This window comes from Thalassospira sp. MIT1004, from assembly GCF_001858545.1.
In the GTDB taxonomy this organism is placed as follows: Bacteria; Pseudomonadota; Alphaproteobacteria; order Rhodospirillales; family Thalassospiraceae; genus Thalassospira; species Thalassospira xiamenensis.
Map to the genome: position 1 here is coordinate 1 of NZ_MCAO01000033.1, position 21068 is coordinate 21068.

The 21068-nt window shown below is 56.5% G+C and carries 17 protein-coding genes; 4 read left to right on the forward strand and 13 right to left on the reverse strand.

The features are described 5' to 3' along the window. Positions 1-25 precede the first annotated feature (25 nt). Complete coding sequence (locus BC440_RS11590; protein ID WP_063092494.1) at positions 26-1768, reverse strand: hypothetical protein; 1743 nt, start codon at positions 1766-1768, stop codon at positions 26-28. A gap of 27 nt (positions 1769-1795) precedes the next feature. Beyond that, positions 1796-3652, reverse strand: coding sequence for a tyrosinase family protein (locus BC440_RS11595; protein ID WP_074624794.1), 1857 nt, complete (start codon positions 3650-3652; stop codon positions 1796-1798). A 109-nt stretch (positions 3653-3761) separates the two neighbouring features. On the opposite strand from BC440_RS11595, the gene BC440_RS11600 reads away from it, so the two are divergent. Next, positions 3762-4262, forward strand: coding sequence for an Lrp/AsnC family transcriptional regulator (locus BC440_RS11600; protein WP_196871093.1), 501 nt, complete (start codon positions 3762-3764; stop codon positions 4260-4262). Between the two features lie 49 nt (positions 4263-4311). Here BC440_RS11600 and BC440_RS11605 read toward each other — a convergent pair whose 3' ends face one another. The 7 genes from BC440_RS11605 to hutI form a co-directional block, all read right to left on the reverse strand. Further along, positions 4312-5859 carry a TRAP transporter large permease subunit gene (locus BC440_RS11605; RefSeq protein WP_063092492.1) on the reverse strand — a complete coding sequence of 516 codons (1548 nt, stop codon included), beginning with the start codon at positions 5857-5859 and terminating at the stop codon, positions 4312-4314. After that, on the reverse strand, positions 5859-6362 hold the full coding sequence (locus BC440_RS11610) for a TRAP transporter small permease subunit (protein ID WP_063092491.1): 504 nt from the start codon (positions 6360-6362) through the stop codon (positions 5859-5861). The genes BC440_RS11605 and BC440_RS11610 overlap by 1 nt, the downstream gene beginning before the upstream one ends. A 60-nt stretch (positions 6363-6422) precedes the next feature. Next, a complete protein-coding gene (locus tag BC440_RS11615; RefSeq protein ID WP_007088762.1) occupies positions 6423-7520 on the reverse strand; it encodes a TRAP transporter substrate-binding protein in 1098 nt (365 codons plus the stop codon). Positions 7521-7591: 71 nt separating this feature from the next. Beyond that, the gene (gene hutU, locus BC440_RS11620) at positions 7592-9268 is read right to left on the reverse strand and encodes a urocanate hydratase (RefSeq protein ID WP_063092490.1); all 1677 of its coding nucleotides are present in this window, start codon (positions 9266-9268) and stop codon (positions 7592-7594) included. Further along, positions 9265-10074 (reverse strand): N-formylglutamate deformylase, encoded by an 810-nt coding sequence (hutG, locus tag BC440_RS11625; RefSeq protein ID WP_007088760.1) that lies wholly within the window; start codon positions 10072-10074, stop codon positions 9265-9267. The genes hutU and hutG overlap by 4 nt, the downstream gene beginning before the upstream one ends. Next, the gene (gene hutH, locus BC440_RS11630; RefSeq protein WP_007088759.1) at positions 10071-11612 is read right to left on the reverse strand and encodes a histidine ammonia-lyase; all 1542 of its coding nucleotides are present in this window, start codon (positions 11610-11612) and stop codon (positions 10071-10073) included. Before hutH ends, hutG begins: the two co-directional genes overlap by 4 nt. Positions 11613-11666: 54 nt before the next feature. Beyond that, a complete protein-coding gene (gene hutI / locus BC440_RS11635) occupies positions 11667-12893 on the reverse strand; it encodes an imidazolonepropionase (RefSeq protein ID WP_063092489.1) in 1227 nt (408 codons plus the stop codon). A 79-nt stretch (positions 12894-12972) separates the two neighbouring features. Between hutI and BC440_RS11640 the strand changes: the two genes are divergently transcribed. The 3 genes from BC440_RS11640 to BC440_RS11655 all read left to right on the forward strand — a co-directional run bounded on the left by BC440_RS11640 (position 12973) and on the right by BC440_RS11655 (position 17108). Then, positions 12973-14337 (forward strand): formimidoylglutamate deiminase, encoded by a 1365-nt coding sequence (locus BC440_RS11640; protein ID WP_063092488.1) that lies wholly within the window; start codon positions 12973-12975, stop codon positions 14335-14337. Continuing rightward, a complete protein-coding gene (locus BC440_RS11645) occupies positions 14334-15038 on the forward strand; it encodes a GntR family transcriptional regulator (protein ID WP_063092487.1) in 705 nt (234 codons plus the stop codon). Before BC440_RS11640 ends, BC440_RS11645 begins: the two co-directional genes overlap by 4 nt. A 981-nt stretch (positions 15039-16019) precedes the next feature. Continuing rightward, entirely contained in the window at positions 16020-17108 is a 1089-nt protein-coding gene (locus BC440_RS11655; RefSeq protein WP_063092485.1) for a hypothetical protein, read from the forward strand. 60 nt (positions 17109-17168) lie between these two features. Here BC440_RS11655 and thpR read toward each other — a convergent pair whose 3' ends face one another. The 4 genes from thpR to BC440_RS11675 all read right to left on the reverse strand — a co-directional run bounded on the left by thpR (position 17169) and on the right by BC440_RS11675 (position 20992). Next, entirely contained in the window at positions 17169-17711 is a 543-nt protein-coding gene (thpR, locus tag BC440_RS11660) for an RNA 2',3'-cyclic phosphodiesterase (protein WP_063092484.1), read from the reverse strand. 61 nt (positions 17712-17772) lie between these two features. Further along, positions 17773-18639 (reverse strand): pirin family protein, encoded by an 867-nt coding sequence (locus tag BC440_RS11665; RefSeq protein ID WP_063092483.1) that lies wholly within the window; start codon positions 18637-18639, stop codon positions 17773-17775. Between the two features lie 49 nt (positions 18640-18688). Next, on the reverse strand, positions 18689-19729 hold the full coding sequence (locus BC440_RS11670) for an NADP(H)-dependent aldo-keto reductase (protein WP_063092482.1): 1041 nt from the start codon (positions 19727-19729) through the stop codon (positions 18689-18691). A 144-nt stretch (positions 19730-19873) separates the two neighbouring features. After that, a complete protein-coding gene (locus tag BC440_RS11675; protein WP_063092481.1) occupies positions 19874-20992 on the reverse strand; it encodes an FIST C-terminal domain-containing protein in 1119 nt (372 codons plus the stop codon). Positions 20993-21068: the final 76 nt, after the last annotated feature.

The window sequence follows — 21068 nt, forward strand, 5'->3', positions numbered from 1 at the left end:
CCCCGGATGCGTCCCCCCGCCCCTGTTAATGACTTGGAATAACAGCCAAACCACTTTCCCACGGATGATCGGCATCCGATGGATTGGCCGGTTCATTCGGGTTCAGAACCCGGAGGCTGACGGATCCCGGATTTGCCGATGACGATACAGCAAGATCCATAATGAAGCCCTGCGTACCGCCACCGTCGGTCTGGCCCGGAATCGCCGATGCATCTGGCAGGAACTTGGTCACTTTGGCCTTGATCCCGGGGTTGGAAAACTCAATCCGCGCGTTGTCGATCGTGGTGTTTTTATCCGCTCCCTGCACGATCAGAACAAAGCTGTTCACCGTTCCCGGTACCATCAATGCCGGAAGATCGGTCGGAGATTCCCCATAAAACAGATCAATCGGCACGAACTGAACCGGCCAGGGCTGCATACTGCCGCTGCTGCGGCTTGAAACGCATTTCATCGGTGACTGCAACGGTTGGTTCGGAGTCATCTGCGTTGCCGAAAGGGCAATTTTCATCTGGTTGGCGATATCGCCAATATGGGCAATCTTCTGACCATTGATCGTGCAGTCATTGATCGTGAAACCGGCACTTGGCGGAATATCAAACACCGCATGCAGTATCTGGTCCGAATTGTTCGGACCGGTTCCCGCCGTGCCACGGGTGATTTTCCAATACTGGCTGATATCCTCGCCATTCGGCCCCTTCCAGTTCGAAAGGTTCTGGGGCTGCTGGATATAAAGCCCGACCGGATCGGTCAGTGAAATACGGTAACGTGCCGCAGCCCGGTTGGCGATGAAACCGATATGCGGATCGGAATTGCGATAGTTCTGACCGTATTGCGCACAACAAATCAGGCTTTGGGGATCGCGGCTGCTTAAATCCGGACGCTGGATGGTTGCCGCCGCGGCAAGGTAAATTTCAGCACTCAGCGTATTGGGGCCTGACGTCAGATGCAGCGCCCCGCCCGACTGGCCGGGAACCCGCACCGTGCCGCGGTTCCACTTGTTGGTCACGTCATAGGCCGGACGTCCGGTGGTCGGATCCATGACTGGATCGCCTTTTTTACCGGTCGGCTGATCAACCGTGTAACGCAAATAAAGGTCTTCAAGCTTGACCGCCGGATCAACATACATCTGATAAAGGCCAAGGACCGCCTCGGGATTGATCCGCCACATCGTCAGATAATAGGCCGGGTTTTCGCAGGTAAACATGACGCTTTGCATCTTGCTGCCCGACGCATCATAGGTAATCGACCATTCACAATATTCATCAAGCCAGCCACGTGGGCCGGATGGCGAGAAATCAACGTATTCCCCGGTCCAATCGATTTCCGGACACCGTTTGGCCGGGATTTTCAGGATCGGAGCCGAACCGCTCGGATCATAGAGCTTGTAAAGCGTGCCATCGACGGTGATCTCGCCACTATCGGCAAGGCTCATGACCTCATCCATGGTCAATGGTCGATGCAGTTGCGGGTTGTTGGATGCCTCGGGTGGGGTCAGAAAGGCGATCAAGCGGTTCGGGAACGGGGTCCAACTGATGACTGCGTCACCGGCTTCACCAAATCCCTCGGTCAGCGGGTTATAGTAATCCGCCCGTGGTGCATCATTCAGGTTCGACCACGGATCACCAATGATCGCCATCTCGGTCCAACCGGCAACATTATTGTTCCAATCGGTTTCAAAAGCCGACAGTTCGTTTTCCATACCAAGCTTTTTGTAATCCTTGGGTGCCTGATGGGCGGGCGACGTAAATCTGGCAAAGGGTGTGCTCATTTTCGGTCTCCTGGGTCACGGTTATGATCAATGAAGCGAACAGCAGCCGCGCGGTGCCATCTGTCCAATAATCGGTTGGCGCGGATCCCCCCAAACCAGCTGGGGAATAAAGCCGGGTAGCGCTTTGTACTCGTCAGCCGTCACAACACGGCCGGTATCGAGGTGGGTCACAACAAGGGAAATTTGCGGTTTGTCTTCGGGGCGAAGATCAAGCGAATAGATGGTCGGCCCGGCATTCAGAACACGTGACACACCCTGTGTCACACAACGTCCTTTATCATCGACAAGCCCCATGCCGATCCGGCTGAACCGGCCGACATAATGCATGTTGCAGCTTGTCGCGTCGTTCGGGGTCGCGTCGGCCTGATTGATGAAAACATCGATCAGATAACTGTCATGGGTACAACGAACATCGTCAAAGACCACCCATGGGCCATCGTCCATGATCTTGGCTTCGGCACGTGTTGCGACAAACGGATCGGCGGAAACACCGGCCTCTTTTGCCATTTTTCCCGGTTTGGATGGCTTCGCCTTTACTGCCGTCGGGGATTTCTTGCGCGCCGCGTCACCAGTGAACTGTTTGGCAAGAGGTTCTCCATAGTCATACCCGATACGACGGCTATCCTGCGCCATTTCACCAATTGAAGTATAGCGCCAATGGTCCGCGCTGGAATAACTTACATCCGTCGCACCTGCGCCCAAAAACGGTTGAAGCGGTGTCTGGGTGGTGAATTGCGCGCCGGGATGATTGCGGATCCAGACTTCAAGCATCCGGTCGATATTGGCGTGATAGGACAGGAACAGCGGATCAAACGCGGTATAGGCATTGTCGCCCATATCCGGCCCCAGCCAGCCGTGATAATTGTCGTGGGGCTGTTCATAAAGACCGTCAAAATTGACATCGCGATAAGGATACAAATTATCGGGCTGCGGCGGGTGAAACGCCGGGATATTGGCCCACGGGTAACCGGGGACTCCCTGCGGCGTGCTGAAAGTTTCGAATTCCAGCGCATCAACGACCTGCTGCTGGAAAATCCGCGCCATCGCATAAAACTTGGTGCGTTCCGCCCTGTCGGTATCACCGGATGTGTAAAATAACGGATTACGCTGGACGTATTTGCAGTCCGGTCCGCTCATCTTGCCGATCGCACACAGTTTGGAATTGCCGTCCTTGGCCGCAGCATAACGTAACGGGTTGGGGCGCTTCTTGCCGGTGCCGGGATGGATATATGCCTCGTCCAGAAACGCTTGGGGCAAGCCAGCTTCGGGGCTACCATCGACACTGGCATCTTGTGCCATCCAGTCCCAATAGGGGATCGCAAAATCGATCAGTTCTTCCAGATACAGAAGATACGCCCGATGCCAAAGCGCAAAGGCTTCCTGATAATGCAGGCACCAGTTGGTGTGGATATAGGCAAATATCTGCCACGGTGCGCCGCGGTCCGGATTGCCAATCTGCATGATATCGTCAAGCTTGGCACGATAGGCATCAAGCTCGTCCTGACTTAACGACCGGATATCGGCCCTGATACGTTTGACCTTTTGCGGCAAATCCGGCGGCGGTATGCGGTCGGCCGGATCGAAGGGGGACGTTTGATCAACCCGCCACCCCTGATTAACCCAAAGCCGAAAGGTTTCCAGCGCATCAATCGGCCAGAATTGAGTCTGATCGGTGGTCAATGGCATGCTACGCGATGCCAGATGATTATAAATCGTCACCGACCATTCCTTGACCGAATCCACCTGATCCAGATCGATGAAATAACCGCGCATGCACCCGATCCAGCCCCGCGCCACGGCATCTCGCTCGTTAGGCGCAATCCAATAAGGCGCGACAAACAGGTTTTTAACGTCAGAATTCCATGTCGGTTTCGCTACAATCATCGCCTGCCCCGAATAACCCCATGAGTTTTATTGAAGTTTTCTCCACTTTAGGTAGTGTTAAGTTTAGCCCTTCCGTACGGAGAAATTTTGCAAAGTTGGGCGAATAGTGATGGGGTTTTTGCAATTTCAGGGGGCTATTGCAGGATTTATGGCAGATGCGATTGATCTGAAGATTTTGGCGAAGCTCCAGAAAGACTGTACGCAAAGTCTGGAATCGCTTAGCGACAGCGTCGGGCTATCCCCGACAAGCTGTTATCGACGGATCAAGAAACTCGAAAGCGACGGGGTCATTCGCGCGCGCTGCGCGATCCTTGATGAAAAGAAACTCGGCTTTCAGGTCACTGCCATGTTTCTGATAAAGCTTGAAAAAGATAGCGCCGATATCGATCAACGCATGCAGCAGATCCTCAAAAACCGGCCTGAAATCCAGCATTGCTATCTGATCGCCGGTGATTTTGATTTTGTGATGATCGCCAAATTCCGCGATGCGACGGAATATACTGACTATATCTATCACTTCCTTGAAACCTACGCCGATATCCCGATCCAGACCTATACCTCCAAACTGGTGGTCCGTACCGTCCGGCAGGACTGGGCCCTACCGCTTTAGGCGACAAAAATGCCTCGGATAAGGTCACGAGGCGCTTTTGAGTAGATGCTCAGAAAACCACGCTTGGCAACCATTGCGCCAAAGACGGCCACAACCAGATTACGAAAATGCCAAACACCTGAAGTGCTATGAACGGCACCACACCGGCATAAATCTGTCCGGTGGTGATTTCCGGAGGCGCGGCACTGCGCAGATAAAACAGCGAAAACCCGAATGGCGGGGTCAGGAACGATGTCTGCAGATTGATCGCAATCAGGATCGCCAGCCACACCGGATCATGACCCATCATAATCAGTCCGGGGGCAATCAGCGGCAGCAGGATCACCGTGATTTCCACGAAATCAAGGAAGAAGCCCAGAACGAAAATCACCGCCATGCAGAAAAACAGCGCGCCCATCGGGCCACCGGGCATGGATTCAAGGATTTCCGCCACATGGTCTTCGCCGCCCAACCCGATAAATACCAGCGAAAACATGCTGGCGGTCAGGATGGTGGCAAAGATCATCGCCGTTACGGTCATCGTCGATGTCAGTGCAGATTTCAGAACGTCGGCCTTCCATGCCTGTCTCAGGCACGCGGCAATCGCGGCAATACCGGCAATCGCCAGAACGACATATCCAGCGCCCAGAACATAATCAAACCCGGTCAGATCATTTCGCTGAAACCGGACCGGGGCAATCCCGGCCATAACAGCAAGGATCAGAAGGGCCGCAGTCCCCGCCAGGACCAGCTTCCGGTTTGCTCCCTGCCGCACACCGGCCATCAGGATCGCGCCAATCGCGCCGACCGATGCGGCCTCTGTCGGGGTGGCGACACCACCAAGGATCGCGCCCAAAACCGCAATGATCAGCAAAACCGGCGGCAGGATAGCCCGGATTACCTCGCCCATATCCGGGCGGCCATCGTCACTTTTGACCGGCGGCATATCATTTGGCCGGAAAAAACCACGCAACAGGATATAGGCAATATAAATCACCACCAGCGTCAGACCGGGGATGAGGGCCCCTGCAAAAATCTGCCCGACCGAAATGGTTTCGATGGTGAACTTGCCCTGTTCGTACTGTGCCTGCTGATAGGCCGATGACATCACATCAGACAGAATGATCAAAAGCGTAGACGGCGGAATGATCTGCCCCAGCGTACCCGCCGTGCACACAAGCCCCGATGCCATTTTCGGGTTATAGCCAGTACGCAACATGGTCGGAAGCGCAATCATGCCCATGGCAATCACGGTTGCACCAACAATCCCCGTCGATGCCGCCAGCAACGCGCCCACCAGCACCACGGAGATGCCAAGCCCACCGCGCAACTGGCCAAACACCCGGCCCATGGTATGAAGCAAGTCTTCGGCAATGCGCGATCTTTCCAGTACCACACCCATGAGGACGAAAAGCGGAATGGCAATCAGCACGTCATTGGTCAGAACACCAAACACCCGCTGACCAAGGGCCCCCATCAGCGCAATATTCATCGCGTCAGTTGCCCAACCGATAAAGGCAAAAATCACCGCCACACCAGCGATGGAAAACGACACCGGAAAACCAAGCAAAATGCAGCCCATCAGGGCCGCAAACATCAATAAATCAAGGTATTCCATCAGGCGGTACGCCCCCGCAAAATGATAATTTGCCGCAGAAGACAGGCAACCGACTGAATAATCAAAAGAATACAAAAGGCCGGAATCAGGGATTTAAGCAACCAGACGGCCGGAATCCCCCCCACCGAAATCGCGCCTTCCAGCATCGAAACGGAATTAACCACCGACGGCCATGACCAATACAGCAATGTCGCCATCGACGGGATCGCAAGCACGACATAGCCAAAGACATCAATCCTGGCCTTGGTCGTTTCGTGTGCCGCAGCATAGAAAATATCGACCCGCACATGTCGATCAACCAGAAGCGTATAACCCGCGCCCAGCATGAAAAGCCCGGAATGCAGGTAAAGCACGCTTTCATTCAACGCGATCGAACTGAACCCGAAAACATAGCGCAGCAAAACCACGGCAAACTGCAAAAGAACCATCAGAAGTGCAAACCACCGCACGGTCATTCCGGTCCACTGGTTCACCTGATCCAGCGCATCAGCAAGGCGTTGCATGAAATCCCCCGCGAAACAACAAGACCGGCGCGAGCAAACCCGCGCCGGTCTTCAGTTCTATCAGAAGCCAAGGACCTTGGCGCGCGCATTCATCTGACCGTTATCGGCATAGGTCATGTAGCCGCCAATAAGATCACGATAGGCAACAAAGCTCTCAGTCGTTTTGCGTGTCAGTGCATCGTCACTTTCGCGAAGCTCGCCAATCACTTCGGCTGCTGCCTTGCCCATTGCTTCGATCACATCATCGGGCAACATGCGCACCTGCACTTCCTGCTCGGCAACAAGCTGTTTCAGGGCCATCGCATGCTTGGTCTCGTACTCGGTCCAGACCTCGTTATAAAGGCTGTCACAGGCAAATTTGACCACGGCCTTAAGGTCGTCGGGAAGGTCGGCATATGCCTTGGCATTCACTGCACATTCCTCGGCCGAGGACGGCTCGCCCACACCGGGCCAGTAATAGTTCTTGGCAACCTGATAGAAGCCAAGCGCACTATCGGACCACGGACCGATGAACTCGCCTGCATCAAGCGCACCGGACTGCAATGCCTGGAACATGTCACGCCCGCCCATGGCCTGAACCGCCATGCCAAGCTTGGCACACATTTCCGAGGCAAGGCCGGTAGTACGGAATTTAAGCCCCTTAAGGTCTTCGGCCGATTTGATTTCATTGCGGAACCAGCCTGCCCACTGCGGGCCGGAGTTCCCGCACAAGAACGGTTTCAGGCCAAACTGGCCATAAATCTCGTCATAAAGTTCCTGACCGCCACCATGGGTCAGCCAGCCGACCTGTTCGTCTGCACGCAGGCCGAACGGCTGCGACCCGAACAGAAGAATGCCCTTGGATTTTGATCCCCAATAAGCCGGAACCGCGTGATAAATGTCAGCAGTCCCCTCGGCAACTGCATCAAACACGCCGTTGCCCGGCACCAGTTCACCGGCGGCATGCAATTTGACCTCGATCCGGCCACCCGAAAGGGTCGTGATGCGATCAGCCAGTTTCTGTGCGGCAACGCCTGGCCCAGGCAGGTTTTTGGGCCATGCGGTTACCATGTTCCATTGGCGTTTATCCTGTGCAATGGCTGGCGTTGCAAAGGTTGCCGCCATGGCGGCAGCCCCGGCACCGGCAACACTGGCAGTCAGAAATTCACGTCTTTTCATTTTATATAGCCTCCTTGATGAAGAACCCTGATTGGTCGGGGGCGTTTGCCCCCGGCCCTTCTTTTGTCAGATTACTTGCCGAGAATCCCGGGAAGATTAAGCCCGTGTTCTCGTGCGCAATCCAGTGCGATTTCATATCCCGCATCGGCATGACGCATCACACCGGTTGCCGGATCATTCCAAAGGACGCGTTCGACCCTGCGTGCAGCATCTTCCGTGCCGTCACAACAAATCACCATGCCGGAATGCTGCGAAAAGCCCATTCCGACACCGCCGCCGTGATGCAACGAAACCCAGGTGGCCCCCGATGCCGTGTTCAGCAGCGCATTAAGCAACGGCCAGTCACTGACCGCATCCGAACCATCTTTCATCGCCTCGGTTTCGCGGTTCGGGCTTGCGACCGAACCACTGTCGAGATGGTCGCGACCGATCACCACCGGGGCTTTCAATTCACCGTTTTTGACCATCTCGTTAAAGGCAAGCCCCAGACGGTGCCGCTGCCCCAGACCGACCCAGCAAATACGTGCCGGCAAGCCCTGGAACGCAATACGTTCGCGCGCCATATCCAACCAGTTATGCAGGTGTTTGTCATCCGGGATCAGTTCCTTAACCTTCTGATCCGTCTTGTAGATATCCTCGGGATCGCCCGAAAGTGCAGCCCAGCGGAACGGTCCGATCCCCTTGCAGAACAGCGGCCGAATATAGGCCGGAACAAAGCCCGGGAACGCAAACGCGTTTTCAAATCCTTCTTCGAGGGCCATCTGACGGATATTGTTGCCGTAATCGACCGTCGGGATACCGGCATCGTGGAAGGCAACCATCGCCTCGACCTGAACACGCATCGATGCGCGCGCGGCCTTTGCCACCGCTTTCGGATCAGATTCCTGCTTTTCGCGCCATTCCGCGACAGACCAGCCCTGCGGCAGGTAACCATGCACCGGGTCATGGGCCGATGTCTGATCGGTCACGATATCGGGGCGGACACCACGTTTGACCAGTTCCGGGAACACATCGGCGGCATTGCCGATCAGGGCAACCGATTTCGCCTCTCCCGCTTTGGTCCAGCGATCAATCATCGCCAGTGCCTCGTCCAGCGAATGGGTTTTTTCATCGACATAGCGGGTCCGAAGGCGGAAATCGGCCCGCGTTTCATCACATTCGACGGCCAGACAGCACGCACCGGCCATAACCGCGGCCAATGGCTGTGCACCGCCCATACCGCCAAGACCACCCGTCAGGATCCATTTGCCCTTAAGGCTGCCTCCATAATGCTGACGCCCGGCCTCGACAAAGGTTTCATAGGTGCCCTGAACGATGCCCTGTGATCCGATATAAATCCACGACCCCGCCGTCATCTGGCCATACATCGCCAGACCTTTTTTATCGAGTTCGTTGAAATGATCCCAGTTGGCCCAATGCGGCACAAGGTTGGAGTTCGCAATCAAAACACGCGGTGCATCCTTGTGGGTGCGAAACACGCCAACCGGCTTGCCCGACTGCACCAAAAGAGTCTGGTCATCTTCCAGTTCCTTCAGGCTGGCAACGATCTGGTCAAAATCCTTCCAGGTACGTGCCGCCCGGCCGATACCGCCATAAACCACAAGTTCATGCGGGTTTTCGGCAACGTCCGGATGCAGGTTATTCATCAACATGCGCATCGGTGCTTCGGTCAGCCAGCTTTTGGCAGTGATTTCCGTGCCGGTTGCCGGATAGACGTCGCGCTGGTTATGCCGCGGATTGTTGCTCATGATTTGCCTCTTAACGTCGGGGCCAGTTCGGCCAATTTTTCAAGAATGGAAGTCAGATGCGTGCGCAGTTTTGCGGCACGGCTTTCGTCATAGGCCCAGGGTGCTGCCTCGGCCTGAAGATAGGTTGATTGCGCCAATTCCATCTGGATGGCGTGCTGATTGATATCGGGGCGACCGTAATGGCGCGTGGTCCAGCCGCCTTTGAAACGGCCATTAACGATGCTGGTGTAATCCTTCGCCGCGGCACAGACATCGCGCGCTGCCGCCTCGATCACCGGATCGCAGGTCGTCCCCAGATTGGTGCCAATATTGAAATCGGGAAGCTTCCCGTCAAACAGGAACGGGATATGCGATCTGATCGAATGACAATCATAGAGGATCGCGACCCCATGCTTTTCGCGGACCCGGTCAAGCTCGCCTGCCAATGCCTGATGATAGGCTCTGTGAAAATGATGGGCGCGAAATGCGATATCATCGTCGTCAGGTGCCTGATCCCAGATGTTTTCACCATCAAAATCAGTCAGCGGCACCAAGGTCGTGGTGTTCTGACCGGGATACAAACTGACCCCTGCCGGGTCGCGATTGGCATCGATCACGTAACGATGGAACGTTGCCCGAACCGTCGTGACATTATCGAGAAGCCCGTCATAAAGCGTGTGGATATGCCAATCCGTATCGGCAAGTTCGCGCCCGCGATCATTCAGTTTTGCGGCAATGTCGTCTGGAACATAGGTCCCCGTATGGGGCAATCCCAGAACGATGGGACCATCGCCGTGCCTGACTTCAACCGGATTGCTCTTGGTCATGCGTTGCCCCCCACCACAAAACCCGAAAGTTTCGCCGCCGAAACAAGGCTGCCGTTGGTGACCAGCTCCGCCGCCTTCGCCAGATCAGGTGCCATGTAACGGTCCTGCTCGACACTTGGAATGTCTTTGCGGACCATCGCCAGGACATCCTGCAAACCGGCACTGGTTTTCAGCGGACGGCGGAATTCAACGCCCTGTGCCGCACAGATCAGCTCAACCCCCAGAATGTAGGAAAGGTTGGCATTCATCCGGGCCAGTCGGCGTGCACCGTGGGCGGCCATCGACACATGGTCTTCCTGATTGGCGCTGGTCGGCGTGCTGTCGGTCGAGCACGGATTGGCAAGATGCTTGTTCTCGCTCATGAGCGCTGCCGTCGTGACCTCGGCAATCATCAGACCGGAATTCAAACCCGGATCGGGGGTCAGGAACGGCGGCAGATCATGTGAAAGCGTCGGATCAACCATCAATGCCACGCGACGCTGGGCAATCGCCCCGATCTCGGCAACGGCAAGGGCAATCTGATCGGCGGCAAAGGCCACCGGTTCGGCATGGAAATTCCCGCCCGAAACAATCCGGCCATCTTCTTTGAGAACCAGCGGATTATCGGTGACCGCATTGGCCTCGATCTCCAGCGTCTGCCCGGCGAAGCGCAGCAAATCCATGGCTGCCCCGGTCACCTGCGGCTGGCAGCGGATGCAATAGGGGTCCTGAACGCGGGTATCGCCTTCGCGATGGCTTTCGCGGATTTCCGATCCGTCCATCAATGCGCGCATCGCGCGCGCCACATTGATCTGCCCCGGATGACCGCGCAGCGTATGGATTTCATCAACCAGTGGGGCTGTCGATCCCATGATCGCATCGGTCGAGAGCGAGGCGGTGACAATCGAACTGGCCGCGTTGCGCCAGGCTGAAAACAGCCCGACCAATGCGCATGCGGTTGAAAACTGTGTGCCGTTAATCAGGGCAAGGCCCTCTTTCGGGCCAAGGACCACCGGTGTCAAACCAGCCCTTTTCAGGGCATCCGCACCGGCCATGGTTTCACCGCGATAGACCGCTTCGCCTGCACCGATCATAACCGCCGTCATATGGGCAAGCGGTGCCAGATCGCCCGACGCCCCAACCGATCCCTGCGATGGGACGACCGGGGTTACACCATATTCCAGCATCCCCTCGATCAGATCGATAATGTCCCAGCGCACACCCGATGCACCCCGCCCGAGCGACAGCAATTTCAACGCCATCATCAGACGCGTGGTCGGGATATCAAGCGCATCCCCGACACCGCAGCAATGGCTGAGGATCAGGTTGCGTTGCAGGGTTTCGGTATCCTTGGCCGCAATCTTGACCGATGCCAGTTTGCCAAAACCGGTATTGACCCCGTAAACCGCATCACTGCCTTCGGCGGCGGCACGGACCATCGCATGGGCGGCCTCGACCCCGGCCTTGGCCGACGGGTCCAGCTTCACGGCGGCCTGACTGCGCCAGATATGTTCAAGATCGGCCAGTTTCACAGACGCGGGGATCAGGGTGACGGTCATTTTGCATCCTTGTCGAATACAGGTTTCGGGGCGCGTGGGCAGAGTTCAGGGCGCCTAGCGCGCGACCGGAACCCCACCAAAAATACGTTCGAACAGCGGGTTGAACCCGATGCGGTATGAAAGCTCTGCCGGGTGCGACACATTCCAGATCGTCAGATCGGCACGCATCCCCGCTCTGACCTGCCCGGTATCGGACAGGCCCAGTGCACGGGCGGCATGGGCCGTTGCCCCGACCAAGGCTTCTTCGGGGGTCAGGCGGAATAATGTGCAGGACATATTCATCGCGAGCAGGATCGACATCAGCGGCGATGTCCCCGGATTGCAATCGGTGGCGACCGCGATTGGCACGCCATGCTTTCGAAAGGCAGCGACGGGCGGCAACTGTTTTTCATGCAGGGTATAAAATGCGCCGGGCAACAGGACCGCGACCGAGCCGGATTTGGCCATGGCCATCGCATCTTCTTTGTTGGCATATTCGACATGATCGACCGACAGTGCGCCATAGCTCGCGGCCAGTTTGGTGCCGCCGATATTTGAAAGCTGTTCGGCATGCAGTTTGACCGGAATGCCAAGCGCGCGGGCGACATCGAACACACGGGCAATCTGTGCGGTATCAAACGCGATGCCTTCACAGAAACCGTCAACCGCATCGACCAGCCCTTCGGCGTGGGCCGCGCGCAATGTCGGGATGCAGACCTCGTCTATATAACGATCCGGTTCACCCTTGAATTCTGCCGGGGTAGCGTGGGCACCAAGGAAAGTGGTTTTGATTCGAACCGGGCGATGTTTTTCAATCGCACGTGCGGCGCGCAACATGTTCAGTTCCGTGTCGCGGTCCAGCCCGTAACCGGATTTGACCTCGATCACGCAAACACCCTCGGCTAGCAGCCCATCGACCCGCGGCAAGGCACTTGCCAGCAATTCTTCGACACTGGCGGCGCGGGTTGCGCTTACGGTTGAGACAATACCACCGCCCGCACGGGCGATTTCCTCGTAACTTGCCCCTTGCAGACGCATTTCGAACTCAACCGCGCGATTGCCGCCATGCACGACATGGGTATGGCAATCTATCAGAGCCGGGGTGATCAGGCGGCCTTCAAGATCGCGATAGGGGAATTTTTTGCTGTCTTTATAGTCTTCGGGGATCGCGTCGGCATCGCCGACCCAGACGATCTTTTCGCCTTCAATCGCCACCGCGCCCTTATCAATCATACAATATGATAATTGATCTTTGCCCGGCGCTTTATCGATCGCGACAATTTTCGCATTCCCCAAAAGCATGTAAAGCTCACCCTTGATAAGTCTGTTATTAAATATAATATGTACGTACATAATATCACTGTCAAGACAGGTAGAAGCAATGACGGTTCTCTGGGCAAATCAGGCACTTACCACCAAAGGCTGGGAAAACAGCGTCCTGATCGAGATTGGTAAAGACGGCAGAATCACAAAGGTTCAGGCCGATTCCCCTGCCACCGGAAACCGCGTTGGTACGCTTCTGCCCGCGATATCGAACCTGCATAGCCACGCGTTTCAGCGTTCGATGGCCGGACTGACCGAAAAACGCGGCCCCGATCCCCGTGATACCTTCTGGACATGGCGACAATTGATGTTCCGCTTCCTTGATCAGCTCACCCCGGATCACGTGCAGGACATCGCGGCCTTTGTGCAAATGGAAATGCTCGAAGCCGGATACGCCAACAATACCGAGTTCCATTACCTGCACCATCAACCGGGCGGCGTTCCCTATGACAATATCGCCGAGATGGCCGAACGCATTGCGGCGGCGGCAAACATCACCGGTATCGGCCTGACGCTTCTGCCCGTGCATTACCAGTTCGGCGGTTGCGACAAACGCCCGCTGGGCGCGGGGCAAATCCGGTTTGGCAATGATCCGGAACGCTTTGCCAAATTGTATGAGGAAAGCGAAAGGGCGTTGAAATCCCTGCCGTCCGACACACGCATGGGCGTTGCCCCGCATTCGCTGCGCGCCGTTGGTCGCGAGGACCTGATTGCCACCACGCGGCTGTCAAAGGACGGTCCGGTTCACATGCATCTGGCCGAACAGGTCGCCGAGGTCGAGGAAGTCGCGGCATCCTGGGGCAAGCGCCCGGTCGAATGGCTGCTTGAACATGCCGATGTCGATGAAAACTGGTGCCTGATCCATTGCACGCAGATGCAGGAACACGAGACGCTTGGCCTTGCCAGAACCGGGGCTGTTGCCGGGCTTTGCCCGATCACCGAAAGCAGCCTTGGCGATGGTATCTTTGATGGTGTGCGGTACCTGAATGCGGGTGGAAATATCGGTGTCGGATCGGATTCCAACATTCGCATTTCACTTTCCGAAGAACTCCGCACACTGGAATACAGCCAGCGTCTGCGCGATAAATCGCGTGCCGCCCTTGCCACCCCGGAAAAATCCACCGCCCGCCGGTTGTTCGATGCGGTTGCCAAAGGCGGCGCACAGGCGGCAGGCCGCAATGCCGGCCGGATCGAGGTCGGCGCACTGGCCGATCTGATGGCGCTTGATGGCGCGGCAGTTGACCTTATCGGTCGGACAGGCGATACGATCCTCGATACATATGTCTTTGCCGGAGATGATCGCATGGTGCGTGATGTCTGGTCGGCCGGTCGCCATGTCGTGACCGAGGGCCGCCATATCGCACATGATACGATCACGGGCCGGTATCGCAAGGTGATGGAACAACTCAAGGAAGCGGTGTGAGCACCACCACGGAACTGACAAACTGGCAATCGGTCCATGACGAGGTCCTGCGCCGCATTCACACCCGTGAATGGAAACCGGGCGACCAGATCCCCAAGGAAGTCGAACTGGCCGAGGAACTGGGCTGCGCGCGCGCGACCGTCAACCGGGCGCTTCGCGAACTTGCCACCGAGGGCTTCCTTGATCGCCGCCGCAAGGCCGGAACCCGTGTTGCGGCCCATCCGGTGCGACGCGCGCGGCTTGACATTCCGGTCATACGGCTGGAGATCGAGGGCCGCGGCCAGAAATACGCCTATGCCCTGCTGTTTCGCGAACGCCGCAGCCCGCCGCCGGAAATCTGCGCCAATCTGGGTGTAACACCTGACAGCGACATGCTGCATATCACGTCGCTGCATCTGGCGGATGGCAAGCCCTATATGTTTGAAGAACGCTGGGTCTCGGTCGCCGCGACGCCAGAAATTGTTGATGCTGATCTGTCCAAAATCAGTGCCAATGAATGGCTGGTACTTCATGCCCCCTACACCAAGGGCGACATTTCATTTTCCGCCGTGCTGGCTTCCGAAAACGAAGCCGAAATCCTGCGCACGCAAAAGAATGAACCGCTGTTCCTGATCGAGCGCACGACCTGGGAAGGGGAACAGGGCATTACCTCCGCCCGGCTGTTATTCGCGCCGGGATATCGGATGCATACGGCACTTTAGACCTTCCACAGAGCCTTTGGTTTCTGCGCATATCCGCCCCTTTTTTCAGATTTCCTAAAAAAGTTCTTGATTTGTTCTTTTAATTATGGCATAAGAGAAAAGTCAACGGGAGAAATACACCCGGACCGAAACCCGCAAAGCCTTGTAGGCTCTGCGGGTTTTTGCGTTTGGGGCCGGATCAAAGAGGATATCAGGATGCAGCGGCAAGGATTGAGGCAGGGCAGCGGGGCAGCCCGCAGGATATGCGTCGGCGGATGGCGGAGCCATTACGGCGGTGTTCCGCGCCGGTTCTAATACGTTTCGAACACGCTTATTTGTCATGACAGGAGAGGTGCGTCTTATCGGGGAACGGACCCCGGATTTGCCGGATGGGGCATAAATGGCAGCAGTGGCGGCAGTGATTTGTGGCCCGTCGGTGGTGGGCAGGTTGGGGGCAGTGCGCCCGAAATCCGTCTGCTGGTGAAAATGGCGGCCGCCCGAGGTTTGTCTGGACGTCGGGGTGGCAGGTTGTCGCCGTGGCCGGAAAGTGATCGAGGTGGGCAGAAAGCCCGATGATGGTCCGTCGGCGAGGTTGCGGGAGGCCCTTGGTCCTTGGGCCCGTGGTATGTCCGGACTTCGAGGTCAGGCCATTGCCGAAAGGGACTGGCTGTCTGCGGGCCGTCTGTTGGCAAAGCTGGCGAAAGCCCGGGATGTGTCCGGCGTTGCCCGAAGTCCTGCATTGCCGGAAGTCGCCGTGGCGCAGGCCGTGAGCTTGATGGCCGTCTGTGGAACCCAAGGTTTGTTCGGGCTTGCTCAGTTGCGGGACGTCCGGTTTGTAAAAAAGGCGCCTGTCCGCTTTTCTCGCAGTCCCCTTTTCTCGAGTGCTTTGCGAAACGGCATTGAGCGGTACTTATCTGGGGCCGCGAGCACGCGCGCTTGACGGTAAGGTATGACGAGCATAGAGCTTGGGTGAAAAATCAGAAAAAACCTAACGGATATGCGATGACGTCCGAAGACCTGTCCGCCCGCAGGGTATTTGCGAATAGCCAAAAAAGATTAAAATCCGAAATCATCCGCGAAGTTAATTTCGAAGGGGTGATAGAGCGGGCCCGGTCCATGGTCATCTTGCCAGACGCAAGAATTCTGGTAGAGGGCTCCTCCGTCAAGGATGGCGCGCCTTTGGCTGCTGTGTGGTCGCCTGCGGCTGATAAGCTCGAGACAGTGGGCCTTTACAGGTCTGCGATTGAGGAAAATGCATCCTCTGATCATCATTCAAGCAGCTTGTTTCCGTGGCGCGGGGCCTTTGGCTGGCTGGATTATGATCGCTTGCACGTGATGTCTGCCGATTTTAGCCGGTGTCTTCAGACCTATCCAATTCGCAATATGGATTTCCTCGCGGAAATGGAGATTTCCCGACAGGATTCCTTTGGTCGCAAACCCAACCCACTGAGCGCCATGGCGGTCAGTGATGATCTGCTTTTGGTGACGCTATCTGATAATTTCAGAGTCCGGGTTGGGCGCTTTTTTGCGTTTCTGCGCCGAACGGGCGACAGTTTCGAGTGGACCGGCTTGCCGGTGGAATTGAACTCCCCAGAAGTCATGGCAGCGTGGCGTGACCGTGCAATGGGCTCTTCTTGGTTGTTTATAATGGACGCGTTCTTGTGGGGCAGGAAGCTCCGCGCGGTAACAAACGGGGGGCAAGCAACCCATTTCAACAGCGGGCCAACCTTTGAAACGAAACTTGTCATTGATTATGACATCGTTGGTGCGGTTGCCGAGGAGCGCGGGTTCTGGCAGCGCTTCAAGAAGCCTCGTGCGCCTGAGCTGCATCTGAAAGCTGTCAGCCAGTTGCCGCTGGGCGATCTGACCTTTAGCCGGGATATGTCCTATAGCGTGCTGAAGCTCGCTGGGCTCAACAAGATCCTGATATATCCGCCGGACCTGTCCGCCCCATTGGGCATGTTGCCCTTGACACCAGGGATGAGTCTTGGCCAGCGTAAACATGATCGTGTTGCCTTGGCCTTTGATGAAGAGACGATGCTGGTGGGAGATAAAACGGGCTTCAACCTGTGTAGAATATTGTTCGATTAGAATTAGAAAAAGGGGACTGTTCCCTTTTCTGAAGCCGCAGTCAGGCTTTTGTCTGCCCAATCATTCAAACCCGTTATACGCCGCAATCACCCGGAATTCAGGGCCATCGACGGTTGAGTGGCTTTCGTAGAGGCAGAAGCGATCAACGGTGAAGCTGCGCGAGGTCAGGTCGATATTGTCGGCCACCGCCTGTTCGACGGTCGCACGGGCGGCGTCGCGGTTACGGCCCAAAGTGATATGCGGGGTGAATTTGCGCATGTCCATGTCCGGGCATTCTTCGAGCCGCAGCAATGCCTTTTCCACCCGGTTTGCAAGACTGTGCAGGGCGGGTTGATCAGTGACACCGGCCCAGAAAATGCGCAGTTTGCGGGCAGACGCAAAGATGCCAAGGCCCTGCACGCGAAGGTCGAACGGTTCGAACGGGAGTTCGGACAGGGCCGCATCGATTTCGCGGGCCAGACCGGGATCGACATTGCCGATGAATTTCAGCGTGATGTGCATGTTTTCCGGGGTCTGGGCATCGAGCCCCTTGATCCCGCGCGCCAACGGGTAAAGGTCGTCGGCAATATCAGCCGGAATTTCGACGCCAACAAACAAACGCATATTCGGAACTCACGCACGACAATCTGGCAGATGGGGATTTGAGTGGACGACCGCCCGGTATTTATCCGGTCGAACGGCCCGGCAGCGGGATGATGTCGTCCTCGCCCTTGATTTGCGGGAAGCGGCCCGCGGCCCAGTCGGCCTTGGCCTTATCGATCCGTTCCCTGGAACTGGAAACGAAGTTCCACCAGATATGGCGATAGCCGACCGGCAACCCGCCGAGCAGCATCACGCGGCAATCGGATTGGGCGACGATATCGGGAATTTCTTCGGGCGCGATATAGATGAAGTTTTCCGGTTCATACAGATCGCCATCAATGCGCAGGCTGCCGGAAACGACATACAGGGCGGCTTCCTGATTTTCGCCGGGCAGCAGAAGCTGCGCGCCAGCATCCATGCGGACATCAAGATAGAACAGCTTGGACTTGACCGGAACCGGGGCGGTTTTGCCGAAGGCCTCGCCCGCGATCAGGCGCATATGCAAACCGGCATCTTCGATAATCGGCAGGTCGTCCTTGGCGATATGGAAAAATTCCGGGTCGGATTCTTCTTCGTCTTCGGGCAGGGCCGCCCATAATTGCAGGCCATCGAGTTTATGATGGCTGTTGCGTACCGCATCGGTTTCGCGTTCGGAATGGGTGATGCCGCGCCCGGCACTCATCCAGTTGAGATCGCCCGGCTGGATTTCGAGCAAACTTCCAAGGCTGTCATGATGGCGGATCGCACCTTCGAAAAGATAGGTGACGGTGGCAAGCCCGATATGGGGATGCGGGGCAACGTCAACCCCCTGCCCCGGCTCGAACGATGCCGGTCCCATGCGATCAAAAAACACAAACGGACCGACAGACCGGACATCCCGATGTGGCAGGACGCGGCGCACGGACAGGGGACCAAGATTGGTTTCCTTGCCGGAAATCAGTATAGACATGCGCCGCCTCCTTTTAATGTATCTGAGACCTATCTGGTTTCTTCCTGCCTTACGGGCAAGGGTTCGGCCAGGTTGTCTGGATTTTCTCGATCTCGGCCAGAACGTCGTCGGACAGTTCAAGATAGGCAGAGCCGATATTGGATTTGAGCTGTTCCATGCTGGTCGCACCAATGATGTTGGCGGTCAGGAACGGGCGGGTATTGACATAAGCCAGCGCCATCTGCGCGGGATCAAGACCGTTATCCTTGGCAAGTTTGACATAGGCCTCGGTCGCCTTGATGCCATTTTCCGTCAGGTAGCGGCCGAAATATTGCGGCCAGATGGATGAACGCGCGCCTTCCGGGCGGGCACCGCCGAGATATTTGCCCGACAAAGCGCCACCGCCCAATGGCGAATACGCCAGAAGACCGGCATCTTCGCGGATCGAGCATTCCGCCAGACCGACTTCATAAGTCCGGTTCAAAAGCCCGTAAGGATTCTGCACCGAAACCACGCGCGGCCAGCCTTTTTTCTCGGCCAGTTCAAGGAACTTCATCAAGCCCCACGGGGTTTCGTTCGACAGACCGATATAGCGGATTTTGCCTGCCTGCACGAGGTCATGCAGGGCTTCGAGGGTTTCCTCGATCGGGGTGAATTCCTCGTTCGCGTCATGGACGTAACCGAGCTTGCCAAAGAAGTTGGAATTCCGATCCGGCCAATGGAGCTGATAGATATCGACATAATCGGTTTTGAGGCGTGTGAGGGAACCGTCAATCGCCTCGTTGATCTGCGCACGGGTCAGGCGCGGGCCACCCCGGACATAGGGAAAACGTTCTGCCGGGCCGACAATTTTGGATGCGATGACCAGATCATCACGACGACCCCGTTTTTCCAGCCAGTTGCCGATGATGGTTTCGGTTCTGGTGAAGGTTTCTTCCATCGCCGGAACCGGATACATTTCGGCGGTGTCGATGAAATTGATTTCATTGCCGGTGGCGTAATCGAGCTGTTCGAACGCTTCTTCCTGCGTATTCTGCTGGCCCCAGGTCATGGTACCCAGACAAATCACACTGACATTGATGTCAGTCCGACCCAATCGACGATATTCCATAGATCAATCCCCTTTTACGCCCTGATTGGGCGCATTTTATTTTCAATGGTATGAATATATCCCGGTCGCGGAGTGATGAAAGCTTTTAGCGCAAATTTTCTTGCAACATCATGGAATTGCAATGAATTTTCGACGCATTTGATCCTAGATGAACAGGGTCAGAACCCCGGTATAGCTGTAAAAGCGATCATTGCAGACCTCGCCACTGCCGTAAAATCCGGTGAGCGGCAGATCACCGATTTCATCGCGGATGATCATCATTTCACGGCTTTCGGTGCCAAACAGATGCGGCCCGCGGGCGACACAACTGCAATAAAGCGCGCCGCGCGGTTTGCCGGGAAGGCGTTTTTGCAAATCGCCCAGCATGCGGCGCAAATCCTGTTCGGCAGCAACGCCGTCACGCCGCACGAAACGGATGGTATCGCCCACCTGCACATCGCCGCTGATGGCCATCAGGTTGTTGTGCGGATCGACCCCCATCAGGTTGCGGACAACAAAATCGCCGGTATCAGAGCCCGGCACTATCAGGGCAACGTGATAGCGGCCCGAGGCGATGGAATTTTCGTTACCGTCGGCTTCCATTTCCGATTTGAAAACTTCGAGGGCCGGACGATCATCAAGGGTTGCGATGATGCCATCGCGTCCCTCGGTCACGCGATGCACCGGTCCGACCGGGGTGCAGGCCTGACTGATTCCGACCTGCACAATCGTTTTGTCGGCAAACAAAACCCCCGAAAGGCCGCCTTCGACGACCTTGTCGGCGATTTGCGGCGCGCCGCGTTCCCCCGATGCAATGCCGCCAACCAGATAGGTTGACCCCAGACGCGCCAGTTCGGAAAGAGTGGCCAGGCTGTCAGGTGCGCCCGGATCGCCGTGAACCAGACCAAAGATCGGTTGCAGGCGATCAATCGCCCGCTGCAATTCCGGTGCATCGAGATCGTTATCGGTTTTAAGCGGTTCGAAAATATGAAAATCATTCGGATCAATCGGGGCCACCATCACGGAGGCGGCCGGAACCCCGAAATAGGCCCGGCCAGACCCGCACACACCAATCCCGACAGTGCCGACCCAGTGTTCAAGCGACAGGCGGGAACGCAGGAAGGTCAGGATGCTGCCAAGGTCGGCGGCCAGTGCCTCGGAGACATATAAAAAAGCCAGTGCCTGTTGCGGCAATGGCTGTGTTTGCAATTGATCGGCCAGTTCGGTGGCGACTGCTGCCCAATTTTCCCCGCTGGCATGTGCCGCATGAAATTCAGCCGTCATGCATTCTCCCGCTTTTTGAAAACCTGCCTGATGATGTGGCGGTCCGTTTTCTTGGTCTTGTGGTTATCCAAGCATT

Coding starts and splice junctions, on each gene's coding strand:
- BC440_RS11675 (WP_063092481.1), bottom strand. CDS start 20,992: ATGACGGCTGAATTTCATGCGGCACATGCCAGCGGGGAAAATTGGGCA.
- BC440_RS11610 (WP_063092491.1), bottom strand. CDS start 6,362: ATGCAACGCCTTGCTGATGCGCTGGATCAGGTGAACCAGTGGACCGGA.
- BC440_RS11640 (WP_063092488.1), top strand. CDS start 12,973: ATGACGGTTCTCTGGGCAAATCAGGCACTTACCACCAAAGGCTGGGAA.
- hutG (WP_007088760.1), bottom strand. CDS start 10,074: ATGACCAAGAGCAATCCGGTTGAAGTCAGGCACGGCGATGGTCCCATC.
- BC440_RS11665 (WP_063092483.1), bottom strand. CDS start 18,639: ATGTCTATACTGATTTCCGGCAAGGAAACCAATCTTGGTCCCCTGTCC.
- BC440_RS11655 (WP_063092485.1), top strand. CDS start 16,020: ATGACGTCCGAAGACCTGTCCGCCCGCAGGGTATTTGCGAATAGCCAA.
- BC440_RS11590 (WP_063092494.1), bottom strand. CDS start 1,768: ATGAGCACACCCTTTGCCAGATTTACGTCGCCCGCCCATCAGGCACCC.
- hutU (WP_063092490.1), bottom strand. CDS start 9,268: ATGAGCAACAATCCGCGGCATAACCAGCGCGACGTCTATCCGGCAACC.
- hutH (WP_007088759.1), bottom strand. CDS start 11,612: ATGACCGTCACCCTGATCCCCGCGTCTGTGAAACTGGCCGATCTTGAA.
- BC440_RS11600 (WP_196871093.1), top strand. CDS start 3,762: ATGGGGTTTTTGCAATTTCAGGGGGCTATTGCAGGATTTATGGCAGAT.
- BC440_RS11595 (WP_074624794.1), bottom strand. CDS start 3,652: ATGATTGTAGCGAAACCGACATGGAATTCTGACGTTAAAAACCTGTTT.
- BC440_RS11615 (WP_007088762.1), bottom strand. CDS start 7,520: ATGAAAAGACGTGAATTTCTGACTGCCAGTGTTGCCGGTGCCGGGGCT.
- BC440_RS11605 (WP_063092492.1), bottom strand. CDS start 5,859: ATGGAATACCTTGATTTATTGATGTTTGCGGCCCTGATGGGCTGCATT.
- thpR (WP_063092484.1), bottom strand. CDS start 17,711: ATGCGTTTGTTTGTTGGCGTCGAAATTCCGGCTGATATTGCCGACGAC.
- BC440_RS11670 (WP_063092482.1), bottom strand. CDS start 19,729: ATGGAATATCGTCGATTGGGTCGGACTGACATCAATGTCAGTGTGATT.
- hutI (WP_063092489.1), bottom strand. CDS start 12,893: ATGCTTTTGGGGAATGCGAAAATTGTCGCGATCGATAAAGCGCCGGGC.